General features: G+C 57.6%; 11 protein-coding genes. 5 read left to right on the top strand and 6 right to left on the bottom strand.

Going from position 1 to position 12,582, the window contains the following annotated elements; translation table 11 throughout:
* Positions 1–2: 2 nt before the first annotated feature.
* Genes recF through dnaA form a run of 3 tightly spaced genes read right to left on the bottom strand, consistent with a single transcriptional unit; the run spans position 3 to position 3,789 of the window.
* A complete protein-coding gene (recF, locus tag BLQ09_RS07065; RefSeq protein WP_027608164.1) occupies positions 3–1,106 on the bottom strand; it encodes a DNA replication/repair protein RecF in 1,104 nt (367 codons plus the stop codon).
* Positions 1,107–1,126: 20 nt separating this feature from the next.
* The gene (dnaN, locus tag BLQ09_RS07060; RefSeq protein ID WP_005783345.1) at positions 1,127–2,230 is read right to left on the bottom strand and encodes a DNA polymerase III subunit beta; all 1,104 of its coding nucleotides are present in this window, start codon (positions 2,228–2,230) and stop codon (positions 1,127–1,129) included.
* Positions 2,231–2,268: 38 nt separating this feature from the next.
* A complete protein-coding gene (gene dnaA, locus BLQ09_RS07055) occupies positions 2,269–3,789 on the bottom strand; it encodes a chromosomal replication initiator protein DnaA (protein ID WP_027608165.1) in 1,521 nt (506 codons plus the stop codon).
* Between the two features lie 585 nt (positions 3,790–4,374).
* Between dnaA and rpmH the strand changes: the two genes are divergently transcribed.
* The 5 genes from rpmH (at position 4,375) to mnmE (ending at position 8,324) form a co-directional block, all read left to right on the top strand.
* Complete coding sequence (gene rpmH / locus BLQ09_RS07050; protein ID WP_003213577.1) at positions 4,375–4,509, top strand: 50S ribosomal protein L34; 135 nt, start codon at positions 4,375–4,377, stop codon at positions 4,507–4,509.
* Between the two features lie 16 nt (positions 4,510–4,525).
* A complete protein-coding gene (rnpA, locus tag BLQ09_RS07045; protein ID WP_053128141.1) occupies positions 4,526–4,930 on the top strand; it encodes a ribonuclease P protein component in 405 nt (134 codons plus the stop codon).
* The gene (gene yidD / locus BLQ09_RS07040; RefSeq protein WP_010207715.1) at positions 4,923–5,168 is read left to right on the top strand and encodes a membrane protein insertion efficiency factor YidD; all 246 of its coding nucleotides are present in this window, start codon (positions 4,923–4,925) and stop codon (positions 5,166–5,168) included. The genes rnpA and yidD overlap by 8 nt, the downstream gene beginning before the upstream one ends.
* Before the next feature lie 2 nt (positions 5,169–5,170).
* Complete coding sequence (yidC, locus tag BLQ09_RS07035) at positions 5,171–6,874, top strand: membrane protein insertase YidC (protein ID WP_027608166.1); 1,704 nt, start codon at positions 5,171–5,173, stop codon at positions 6,872–6,874.
* A 79-nt stretch (positions 6,875–6,953) separates the two neighbouring features.
* Positions 6,954–8,324: a tRNA uridine-5-carboxymethylaminomethyl(34) synthesis GTPase MnmE gene (gene mnmE / locus BLQ09_RS07030; RefSeq protein ID WP_043293853.1), complete on the top strand. Its 1,371-nt coding sequence runs from the start codon at positions 6,954–6,956 to the stop codon at positions 8,322–8,324.
* Positions 8,325–8,384: 60 nt separating this feature from the next.
* On the opposite strand, the gene BLQ09_RS07025 is transcribed toward mnmE, so the two are convergent.
* The 3 genes from BLQ09_RS07025 to BLQ09_RS07015 all read right to left on the bottom strand — a co-directional run bounded on the left by BLQ09_RS07025 (position 8,385) and on the right by BLQ09_RS07015 (position 12,366).
* Positions 8,385–10,823, bottom strand: coding sequence for a TonB-dependent siderophore receptor (locus BLQ09_RS07025; RefSeq protein WP_092355988.1), 2,439 nt, complete (start codon positions 10,821–10,823; stop codon positions 8,385–8,387).
* Between the two features lie 92 nt (positions 10,824–10,915).
* Complete coding sequence (locus tag BLQ09_RS07020; protein WP_027608170.1) at positions 10,916–11,860, bottom strand: FecR domain-containing protein; 945 nt, start codon at positions 11,858–11,860, stop codon at positions 10,916–10,918.
* Complete coding sequence (locus BLQ09_RS07015; protein ID WP_027608171.1) at positions 11,860–12,366, bottom strand: sigma-70 family RNA polymerase sigma factor; 507 nt, start codon at positions 12,364–12,366, stop codon at positions 11,860–11,862. The genes BLQ09_RS07020 and BLQ09_RS07015 overlap by 1 nt, the downstream gene beginning before the upstream one ends.
* Positions 12,367–12,582 lie beyond the last annotated feature (216 nt).

Genomic DNA, 12,582 nt, shown 5'->3' with positions numbered 1-12,582 from the left:
CTTCACTCCCGATGGTCGTGGGTCTGGGTGATACGGCCTTGTTCCACGTGGAACAAAGCGACTGGCGTTTCCGTCTGCCAGCCTTCCCTCAATAATTCGTGGTCTACACAGGTGATAAACACCTGGCAGCGTAAATCTTCCAACAAGCGGCATAACGCACGGCGGTGTTGCTCGTCGAGTTCAGACGGCAAGTCATCCACCAGATAAATACACTGACCACGTCGGGCTTGGCTAACCAGATGCCCCTGGGCGATCCGCAGTGCACACACCACCAACTTCTGCTGGCCGCGGGACAAGATATCCGCAGCATTGTGTGCGCCTAATCTAAGACGCAAATCAGCCCGTTGGGGTCCGGCCTGGGTATGGCCAATTTGCTGATCCCGCTGCAGGGACGTCGCGAGCACTGCACTCAGCTCACGGTCTTTGTCCCAGCCACGGTAGTAACTCAGCGTCAGCCCCTCGAGATCCAACAACTCACTCAAGGTCTGCTCAAAGACTGGTTTCAAGGCTTTGATATAGGCACGGCGGTATTCATCTATTTCATCGCTGGCCAGGCACAATTCCCGGTCCCAGGCCGCTTGCGAAGCGGCGTCAAGTGTACCATGCCGCAGCCATGAGTTCCGCTGCCGCAGGGCCTTCTGCAGGCGCTGCCACGTGGCCATGAATCGCGGTTCCACGTGGAACACTCCCCAGTCGAGGAACTGCCTGCGGATCTTCGGCGCGCCTTCCAACAAGCGGAAGCTGTCAGGGTTGATCAGTTGCAACGGCAGGATCTCTGCCAGTTGTGCGGCACTGCGAGCATTTTGCCCGTCGATGCGAATCTGGAACTCACCGCCGCGATCACGAGAAATCCCCAGGCTGCTGTGCCCACCCTCTGCCAGTTCGACTTGGCCAAATACCGTGCAAGCCAGTTGTTCGTACTGAATCACCGGCAACAAGCGGGCACTGCGAAAGGAACGGGCAAGCCCGAGCAGGTGGATGGCTTCCAGCACGCTGGTTTTGCCACTGCCGTTGGCGCCGTGGAGGATATTGATGCGGGGGGAGGGGGAGAAGGTCACCGGGTGCAGATTGCGCACCGCGGTGACCGAGACGCGACTAAGGGACATCTAGCTTCTGCTGGGCATGATTACAGGCGCATCGGCATAACAACGTAAGCCGAGTCGTCATTATCGGATTCCTGCACCAGGGCACTGCTGTTGGAGTCGGACAGGATCAGGCGAACCTGTTCGGTGGTCATCACACCCAGCACGTCCAGCAAGTAGCTCACGTTGAAGCCGATTTCCAAAGAACCGCCGTTGTAGTCGACGCCCACTTCCTCTTCCGCTTCTTCCTGCTCCGGGTTATTGGCCTGGATTTTCAACTGACCGTTGGCCAGCTGCAGACGAATGCCCCGGTACTTCTCGTTGGACAGGATCGCAGTACGGCTGAACGCTTCACGCAGGGCCTGGCGATCACCGATCACCAGCTTGTCGCCGCCTTTAGGCAGAACGCGCTCGTAATCCGGGAACTTGCCGTCGACCAGCTTGGAGGTGAAGGTGAACTCGCCGGTGGTCGCGCGGATATGGTGCTGACCCAGCACGATGCTGACATTGCCATCCGGCTCGGTGAGCAGGCGCGCCAGTTCGAGAATCCCCTTACGCGGCACGATCACCTGGTGACGGTCAGGTTGACCGATATCGGCGCGCATCGAGCACATCGCCAGACGGTGACCGTCAGTGGCCACGGCGCGAATGATGCCTTCCGACACCTCCAGCAACATGCCGTTGAGGTAGTAACGTACGTCCTGCTGGGCCATGGCGAAGCTGGTGCGCTCAATCAGACGACGCAGTTTGCTTTGCTCCAGGCTGCAGGTCAGTGAGCCAGGGCCTTCTTCCACAGTCGGGAAATCATTGGCCGGCAACGTAGACAGCGTGAAACGACTGCGACCCGCCTTGACCACCAACTTCTGCTCATCAACCTTGATGTCGATCAGCGCGTCGTTCGGCAGGCTTTTGCAGATGTCCATCAGCTTGCGCGCGGGTACTGTGATCTCGCCAGGTTCAGCGGGCTCTTCCAGTTGCACGCGACCGACCAGCTCGACTTCCAGGTCGGTACCGGTCAGGGACAATTGCTGGCCTTCGACCACCAGCAATACGTTGGAGAGCACCGGCAAGGTCTGTCGGCGCTCGACGACGCCTGCGACCAGTTGCAGGGGTTTCAACAGGGCTTCGCGTTGAATGGTGAAATGCATGGTCTAGTCCCTTGCCTTAATAAGCTGCGCTGGTGTCATCAAGTAGTCAGTGTACGCAGCAGGTTCTTGTAGTCCTCGCGAATATCCGCGTCGGATTCCTTAAGTTCGTTGATCTTGCGGCACGCGTGCAAGACCGTGGTGTGGTCGCGGCCGCCAAACACATCACCGATTTCCGGCAGGCTATGGTTGGTCAACTCCTTGGAGAGTGCCATGGCCACCTGACGAGGACGCGCCACCGAGCGCGAACGGCGCTTGGACAGCAGGTCGGAAATCTTGATCTTGTAGTACTCGGCCACGGTGCGCTGGATGTTATCCACACTCACCAGTTTGTCCTGCAATGCCAGCAAGTCTTTCAGGGATTCGCGAATCAGCTCGATGGTGATGTCGCGGCCCATGAAGTGAGAGTGCGCAATGACACGCTTGAGCGCACCTTCCAGCTCACGCACGTTGGAACGGATGCGTTGGGCGATGAAAAACGCAGCGTCGTGGGGCAGATCGACTTTCGCCTGATCGGCCTTTTTCATCAGGATCGCTACGCGGGTCTCCAGCTCCGGCGGCTCTACCGCAACGGTAAGGCCCCAGCCAAAGCGCGACTTCAAGCGTTCTTCCAGGCCTTCGATTTCCTTCGGGTAACGGTCACTGGTCAGGATGACCTGTTGGCCGCCTTCGAGCAGGGCGTTGAAGGTGTGGAAAAACTCTTCCTGGGAACGCTCCTTGCGCGCGAAGAATTGAATGTCATCGATCAGCAATGCATCAACGGAGCGGTAGAACCGCTTGAACTCGTTGATCGCATTGAGCTGCAGGGCCTTGACCATGTCTGCCACGAAGCGCTCCGAGTGCAGGTACACAACCTTGGCATTCGGGTTCTTCTTTAATAGGTGGTTACCCACAGCGTGCATCAAGTGGGTCTTACCCAAGCCAACGCCGCCATACAGGAAGAGCGGGTTGTAACCATGCTTGGGGTTATCGGCGACCTGCCAGGCGGCCGCGCGGGCCAGCTGGTTGGATTTACCTTCGACGAAGTTCTCGAAGGTGAACGTGCGGTTCAGGTAGCTGGTGTGCTTGAGCGCACCTTCGACCTGCACCGTGCGCTGCTCGGCGCGGACCGGAGCCTGCTGTGAACTGGCACCCGCCATCGGATCGAAGCTGTCGCGGGACGGCTCTTCATTGATAGGCGCGTTGTTCTGCGACGAGGCTTTCGAAGGCGTCTGCGCAACCGGCGCTGGCGAGTTATTAACAGGCGCCACAGGGGCTTGAGCCTGCGAGGCACTCGCTGCGAGCGGAGCATTCGGTGCAGCACGAGGTGCCGAGCTGCGTTTGCTGCCTATTAATAAGGAAAGCACGGGCGCAAGGCCATTGCCGTGTTCATCGAGCAATTCGAGAACGCGGCTCAGGTACTTCTCGTTGACCCAGTCGAGAACAAAACGATTGGGCGCATAGACACGCAACTCGTCGCCTTCGGCTTCGACCTGTAGCGGGCGGATCCAGGTGTTGAATTGCTGGGCAGGCAGCTCATCGCGCAAAAGCTCCACGCACTGCTGCCAAAGTTCCACTGACACGGATATCCCCTAAGTTGAAAGCCGGTGAGGCAAAAACAGCCGCCATTGTAGCGGCCAGCAGCCCACTTATCCACATGTAGGTTGCTCACAGGCCAGCCAAAATCAATGCCTTAACTGCAAAAAATGCGACAGATGGTCTGTGCATAAGCTCTGTGGATAAGCGCGCCTGAGCTCGTTGTACAAGTGGGGTCGAAAGTCTGTGGGTAACTGGCCTGTGGATAACATGCCATTCCACACACAGCTTATCCGACAGCGCAGCACAGGCAGAGCACCGCTTCTCCCCCATGTTGTCATTCTCTGTACAGCACGTGGAATATGGCCTTAAGGCAGTTATCCACAGAGGATGGCCTGCCTAGCTTTTATAAGCTTTACAGAAAAGCTTTAAATAACTTCCTTCTTTATTTTTATATCTATGGCATTGCTCATGGAAGCAGAACGGAAAGAAAAGGTCTGGAGGCCCGTAAAGATCTAATTGAAGGAAAAGCTGGTTGGAAATTGACCTAGAGGCTTGCTTTCTCTAGAATCGCCGGTCTCTTAAAACGGGGGCCATTCCGGCCCGTTGTGGACGAACCAGGTAACAACGCCATGAAACGTACTTTCCAACCAAGCACCATCAAACGCGCCCGTACCCACGGCTTCCGTGCTCGCATGGCTACCAAGAACGGCCGTGCTGTCCTGTCGCGTCGCCGCGCCAAAGGTCGTGCGCGTCTGGCAGTTTGATAATCCGGTACTGGTGGTGAGTCAGGACTTCAGTCGGGAAAAGCGTCTGCTAACCCCCCGGCACTTCAAGGCAGTCTTTGACTCCCCCACCGGCAAGGTTCCGGGGAAAAATCTCCTGCTCCTTGCGCGTAACAACGATCTTGATCACCCCCGTCTCGGGTTGGTGATCGGCAAGAAGAGCGTAAAGCTCTCCGTTGAGCGCAATCGCCTCAAGCGTCTGATGCGCGAATCGTTTCGCCTCCACCAGGACACTCTGGTTGGTTGGGATATTGTTATCGTCGCGCGCAAAGGCTTGGGGGATGTAGAAAACCCCGAATTGATTCAGCATTTCGGCAAGCTCTGGAAACGTCTGGCGCGTACCAACAAACCAGCACCAGCAGTCAGCACCGAAACTGTAGGGGTAGACAGCACCGATGCGTAAACTGGCACTCGTTCCGATCCAGTTTTATCGCTATGCCATTAGTCCTCTGATGGCCAGCCACTGTCGTTTCTACCCCAGTTGTTCCTGCTACGCGTTAGAGGCCATAGAAAATCATGGTCTTCTGCGCGGTGGCTGGCTGACCTTTCGTCGTTTAGGTCGCTGTCATCCGTGGAATCCCGGTGGTTATGACCCGGTTCCACCTATCCCTACCTCCCGTTCTTCTTCGATGGCCGAGTAATCATGGATATTAAACGCACGATCCTGATCGTCGCCCTGGCAATCGTGTCCTACGTCATGGTCCTTAAGTGGAACCAGGACTATGGCCAGGCTGCCCTGCCGACTCAGAATGTTGCTGCCAATGCTGTTCCAGCGGGGCTTCCCGATACAGTAAGTGGCACCAATACTGCCGCCAGTGATGACATTCCACGGGCAGCGGGCGAAACAAAAGCACCTGCCGAAGTTGCAGTTGCCGCAAGCACCGACCTCATCCAGATCAAGACGGATGTGTTGGACCTGGCTATCGACCCGCAAGGTGGCGATGTTGCCAAGCTGACACTTCCGCTGTATCCGCGTCGTCAGGATCACCCGGAAATCCCATTCCAGTTGTTCGATAACGGTGGCGAACGTGTTTACCAGGCACAAAGTGGCCTGATCGGCACCAACGGCCCTGATGCGAGTGCAACCGGTCGTCCGATTTTCTCTGCGGAGAAGAAGAGCTATCAACTGGCAGATGGCCAAGACCAACTGGTCGTGGACTTGAAGTTCAGCAAGGACGGCGTCAACTACATCAAGCGCTTCACACTCAAGCGCGGCCTGTACGACATCGTTGTCACCTATCTGATCGACAACCAGAGCGCCCAGCCTTGGACCGGCGCAATGTTTGCGCAGCTCAAGCGTGACGCCAGTTCCGATCCATCGTCCAGCACTGCGACGGGTACCGCGACTTACCTGGGCGCTGCCCTGTGGACAAGTTCGGAGCCGTACAAAAAAGTATCCATGAAAGACATGGATAAAGTGGCCGAAGACAAAACCAAGGCGCCGATCACCTATAACGTGAACGGTGGCTGGGTAGCCTGGCTGCAACACTACTTCGTGACCGCGTGGATTCCTCAGCCCGGCCAGAACAATGCAGTACTGGCGCGCAAGGACAGCAAAGGCAACTACATCATCGGCTACACAGGCCCGGCGATGACCGTCGCTCCAGGTGCCAAGGCTGAAACCAGCGCTACGCTGTACGCCGGCCCGAAAAGCCAGGCCGTGCTGAAAGAGTTGTCCCCAGGTCTGGAACTGACTGTGGATTACGGCATCCTGTGGTTCATTGCCCAGCCGATCTTCTGGCTGCTGCAACATATCCACAGCATCGTCGGTAACTGGGGCTGGTCGATCATCTTCCTGACCATGCTGATCAAGGGGATCTTCTTCCCACTGTCGGCCGCCAGCTACAAGTCGATGGCGCGCATGCGTGCCGTGGCCCCTAAACTGGCCGCGCTGAAAGAACAACATGGCGATGACCGGCAGAAAATGTCGCAGGCCATGATGGAGCTGTACAAGAAAGAGAAGATCAACCCGCTGGGTGGATGCTTGCCGATTCTGGTACAGATGCCGGTATTCCTGTCGCTGTACTGGGTACTCCTGGAAAGCGTGGAAATGCGCCAGGCACCGTTCATGCTGTGGATAACTGACCTGTCGATCAAAGACCCGTTCTTTATCCTGCCGATCATCATGGGCGCGACCATGTTTATCCAGCAGCGCCTGAACCCGACGCCGCCGGATCCGATGCAGGCCAAGGTGATGAAAATGATGCCAATCATCTTCACCTTCTTCTTCCTGTGGTTCCCGGCTGGCCTGGTTCTGTACTGGGTGGTCAACAACGTGTTGTCGATCTCTCAACAGTGGTACATCACACGTAAAATCGAAGCGGCTACCAAAAAAGCCGAGGCGTAATTTACTCTGTGGATAACCACTCAAGACGCCCCCTAGTGGGGCGTTTTGCTTTCCGTCACTTTTATTCTGGAACCTGCTGATGAGCGCTCCTCGTGAAACCATCGCTGCTGTCGCTACCGCTCAGGGTCGCGGCGGTGTCGGTATCGTTCGTATTTCCGGACCGCTCGCCGGGATTGCCGCGAAGGCCATCAGCGGACGAGAGTTGACGCCGCGCTATGCCCATTACGGCCCGTTCCTCGGCTCTGATGAGGAAGTATTGGACGAAGGCCTGGCCCTGTATTTCCCGGGACCCAACTCCTTCACGGGTGAAGACGTGCTGGAATTGCAGGGGCACGGTGGCCCGATCGTTCTGGATATGTTGCTGCAGCGCTGCCTGCAGTTGGGTTGCCGCCTGGCTCGCCCGGGTGAGTTCAGTGAGCGGGCATTCCTCAACGACAAGCTCGACCTGGCACAGGCCGAGGCGATTGCCGATTTGATCGAGGCCAGTTCTGCGCAAGCTGCACGCAATGCGCTGCGCTCTCTGCAGGGCGCTTTTTCCCTGCGTGTGCATAACTTGACCGAACAGTTGATCAGCCTGCGCATCTACGTCGAGGCGGCGATTGATTTTCCTGAAGAGGAAATCGACTTCCTTGCCGATGGCCATGTATTGGCGATGCTGGATAAGGTCCGTGATGAGTTATCCACAGTCCTGCGGGAAGCCGGGCAAGGCGCGTTGCTGCGAGACGGCATGACCGTCGTGATCGCCGGGCGTCCCAATGCCGGCAAATCCAGCCTGCTCAATGCGCTGGCGGGGCGTGAAGCAGCCATTGTCACCGAGATCGCCGGCACCACCCGGGATATCCTGCGCGAACATATCCACATCGATGGCATGCCGTTGCACGTCGTCGACACCGCCGGTTTACGCGATACCGATGACCAGGTGGAAAAGATCGGCGTGGAACGCGCGCTCAAAGCCATCGGCGAAGCGGACCGGGTACTGCTGGTGGTGGACGCCACCGCGCCGGAGGCTGTGGATCCTTTTGCATTGTGGCCGGAATTCCTCGAGCAACGGCCGGACCCGGCCAAAGTCACCTTGATTCGTAACAAAGCCGATCTGACGGGTGAAGCCATTGCGATGGAAACCAGCGCTGATGGCCACGTCACTATCAGCCTGAGCGCCAAGTCTGCGGGTGAGGGCCTGGAATTGCTGCGCGAGCATCTCAAGGCCTGCATGGGTTACGAGCAGACGTCGGAAAGCAGCTTCAGTGCGCGCCGCAGGCACCTGGAGGCGCTGCGCCATGCAAGCTCGGCATTGGAGCACGGCCGGGCGCAGTTGACCTTGGCGGGGGCGGGGGAGCTGCTGGCTGAGGATCTTCGCCAGGCGCAGCAGCTGTTGGGAGAAATCACCGGCGCATTCAGCTCCGATGATTTGTTGGGACGGATCTTCTCCAGCTTCTGTATCGGCAAGTAGGAGCAGGCTTGCCAGCGATAGCGGCCTGAAGAGCATTTTGATTCTTCAGGCCTTCATCCATCACCAGTTGTACGAAACAGTCCCAAGCAGTGTACGACTGTCACCCCAGTAGCAGCGGCCCGCGTCGTTGCATCCAGAAACATACTCCTTGTCGAACAGGTTCTTGGCGTTCACGTCCACTGACCAGTGCTTGTCGATCTGATAGCCGACGGCTGCGTCCACCAGAGTGACGCTCCCAGCATCCAGCTTTCCGTACAGGCTTGGCTGGGTGTAAGAAAACGTACTGTCGAAATAGCGCACACCGCCGCCCAGGGACAAGCCCTTGAGTTGGCCATCGAGGAAGCGGTACTTGCCCCACACCGAGGCCTGGTTGCGCGGAACCCCCGTCATCTGATGCCCCTCGACCAGCGAGGTAGCCGAGTCCTTGGTAATACGAGCGTCAGTGTAGGTGTAGGCTGCGGTCACATTCAGGTTGGGCGTGATGTTGCTGTTCACCTCGACCTCGGCCCCTTTGGCCCGGCTTTCGCCCACCTGGCGGTAGCTGTTGGTGGTGGCGTCGAGGTAGGTGTCATCTTCCTTGCGCAAGTCATACACCGACAGGGTCATCGCCGTATCCCAGCCGACCGGTTCGTACTTCACCCCCACTTCGTACTGACTGCTGGTGATCGGCTTCAACGGTAAGCCGGCGTTGGAGATCTGCTGTACAGGCACAAATGCGGTGGAGTAGCTGACGTACGGCGTCAGGCCGTTGTCGAACTGGTACATCACCCCGCCCTGGTAGGTAAACTTGCGGTCTTCGGAGCCGGTGTCGCTGGCCTTGTTGACCTTGTCGCGGAAATCACTGTCGACCCAGTCCTGGCGGCCGCCCAGCAGGAACAACCAGTGGTCATACTTGCTCTGGATTTGTGCATAAACACCCTTCATCTGCTGCTCGAGCAAGGTGTTTTGCACAGCCACCGGGGTAAGCGGCTCACGCAGGTACACGGGGTTATACACATTGATGGTGCCGGCGAAGCCTGCGTCCCAATCCTGGTTGAACGAGGTGCGGTCATAGCTGGCGCCGAACAGCACGGTATTTTCCAGGTCACCGACCTGGAATTTGCCTTCCAACTGGTTATCCAGGGAGTAGACCATCGACTTGTTGTAGCGGTCGTAGGCCGTCATGTTCAGTTGGGTGCCGAAACCGCCATTGTTCAATGTGCCCGGCCAGGTTTCGTGACGGTTGATGCGCGATTGCATGTACCGCGAGTTCTGGCGGAACTGCCACTCATCATTGAAGCTGTGGCTGAATTCGTAGCCGCTGCTCCAGGCTTCACGTTCGAACGTATTCCAGTCCGGGTCGCCGAGCATGGTGTGCTTGGACAGCTTTCCGTTCGGATTTGTAAGCAAGGTCCCCGCGGCGGGTAGGCCGAGTTCGAGATTGGTGTGGTCCTTTTGGTAATTGGCCAACAGAGTGAGCGTGTTGAAGTCGTCGAAATTCAGGGTCAGTGAAGGCGCTATATACAGGCGATCATCAGGAACATGGTCAGTCTGCGTATCAGACTTGCGGCCGAGCATCACCACCCGGCCAAGGATATTGCCGCTGTCGTTGAGTGGACCAGAGATATCCACACCCAACTGACGCCGATTATTCGAGCCATAACCGAGCTGCACTTCACCCTGCGGCGTGGCAGTCGGATGTTTGCTCACCAGGTTCACTAAACCGCCAGGCGCGTTTTCACCGTACAGCAGGGAAGAGGGCCCACGGAATATTTCGACCCGCTCCAGGCCATAGGGCTCACTGGTGGTGTCGTACCGATTGCCTTGTACACGCAGGCCATCTCGCAGCAGGCCGTAGCCGTAATCCGTGGCATTGAAACCGCGGATGAAGAACAAGTCACCTGCGAGACCGTCGCCAGCAGCAAAGGGCGGCGCGAAGATACCTGGCACGTAGCCCAATACTTCAGTCAGGGTCTGCGACTTCTGGTCCTTGATGCGCTGGCCGGTGACGACCGATACCGAACGCGGTGTTTCCGACAGAGGCGTGCTGGTCTTGGTACCGATACGGCTGTTTTGCGCTTTGTAGCCCACATCCCCGGCAATCTCCTGATTGAACCCAGCCTGTTGATAAGTGCTGACAGTGGTGGGCGCGAGCGTGAGTTGCCCTGTAGGAATGGCCTGCAGGACATAGCTGCCTGGCGCCTGGACTACCGCTTGTAACCCCGAGTTCTGCAGCAACAGTGCAAAGCCTTGCTCAACCGAATAGTCACCTTCCAGCCCGGTGGTGTTCAAGCGCGCGGTTTGTTGGGGCGGGAAAGACAGAATAACATTCGCCCTGGCGGCAAATTGGCTCAAGGCATTGTCCAGGGGACCAGCCGCAATGGCGTAATGCTGCACCGTGCTGGCGGCCATGGCGTCACTGGATAGCAAAACACCGGCTGTGGCTGCTGTGCCGAGCAGTAGGCTGCACGTCATACCGTGGTAGGAAAGTCGCTGGCGGAGCTTGGTGCGAAGGCGCATAGGTGGGTAAGCCCTGAAGGTGGCGTCGTGATTACCTTTAGGGCCGTGCCAGGTAAAAAAAAGATAACCCCTTGTGAGGATATTTTTTCCGATCAAGCGATTCGCTTCACCGAAACCCAATAGCGAGTGAAGTATTTCACCTGAATGGGCAAGGTTGCCTGCAGATTCGCCAGCACCGCATCGGTGGAATCGAGGCGGAAAGTCCCGGAAACACGTAGGCGTGCACTAGCCAAGTCGCATTTCAGGACGCCCGGACGGTAGCGGGCAAGGTCTTCGATCACATCCCCGAGGCGAGCATCCAATACGATCAGCTGGCCATCGACCCAGGCAGCCTGGGACCCGCTATACGTGTGGCCAAGCCCTACGTTTTGACGATCAAAGTCAGCGCTTTCACCGGCACCGAGCAGTCGAGCATGGTTGGGCCGGTCACCAGGGGCCACACTTACGCGATCCTCCAGAACACCGACACGCGTGGAATCCGGCAACTGGCGCACTGTAAACCGAGTACCCAATGCCTGGACTCGGCCCTGGCGGGTTTCGACATAAAAGGGCGTGTGCCCGCCCAACTTGCCGGTGTGGATAAGTACTTCACCTTCACGCAGCCGGATCAAACGTTGGCGCCCGTCGAAGATCACGTCAATCGCCGTGCTGGTATTCAGATCAATCCGTGTGCCGTCAGCCAATGCGATACGCCGGCGTTCCCCCACAGAGGTCCGGTAGTCGGCCCAAACATTGCCCAGGGAGGTGTGTTGCTGGACATTCCAGCCCAGGCACCCGGTACCGCCCATTACCAGCATCCACTTCAATACCTGGCGACGTTGTTGCGTGGTCGACAATGCCCGGCGGGTGAAATCCTGGGGCAGGGCGCCGAGACTGCGCTGCAATTGCTCCATCTGGTTCCACGCCGCCTGATGGGACGGATCGCCGTTGAGCCATTGTTGCCAGGCAAGGCGTTCAGCAGCCGTAGGCGTTTGGGATTGAAACTGTACATACCAGTGAGCAGCGGCCTCGAAGGTCTTGCGATCGGGGGCGGCCATTACAGGCTGGCCATGATCAGCGAGCATTCAGTCAATGCACGGATCATGTGCTTCTTCACCGTGGTCAGCGACACCTGCAGTTGATCGGCGATCTGTTGATAAGTCAGCCCCTCGATCTGCGACAACAGGAAGATCCGTCGCGTTCGCTCGCCGAGTCCGGACAGGGCTTTATCCACAGCCACCAGCGTCTCGATGATGATGGCTTTGTCTTCCTCACTGATGGCCGTGGCTTCAGGCCGTTCGGCCAAGGTCTGCTTGTAGGCCTGCTCGATGGCATGCCGGCGATAACGATCAATCACCAGGCCCCTGGCGATGGTTGCCAGGTAGTCACGCGGTTCAACGATCTGCGCCGCATGCCGCCCAACCAGAATGCGCACGAACGTATCGTGCGCCACATCGGCTGCATCGCACGCGTTATGCAACTTACCTTTGAGCCACCCGTGCAACCAGGAGTGGTGCTGCTCGTAGATGTTCTGAACCGCAGCCGTGTGTGAAGAAGGGGACATAGGGCATGACAAGCTAGGTTAATGATAATCGCTATTATTAACTACCTGGCTGTTTTCTCACAATAGATCTCTTTTTGACGTGCTCACCCCCGAATAGAAAGATTCGGTTGGCTTCGTCGTGGGCGAAATTCACACCATTGCACGGATTTCTGTGGATTAAGCCCTGTGAATAACCGCCCCTGTGCCCAGTTGATAACAGGGCTCGAAACCTGAGTA

The sequence above is a fragment of the Pseudomonas sp. NFACC25 genome, assembly GCF_900100935.1.
Taxonomy (GTDB): domain Bacteria; phylum Pseudomonadota; class Gammaproteobacteria; order Pseudomonadales; family Pseudomonadaceae; genus Aquipseudomonas; species Aquipseudomonas marginalis.
This window is presented reverse-complemented; position numbering and strand designations above follow the sequence as displayed.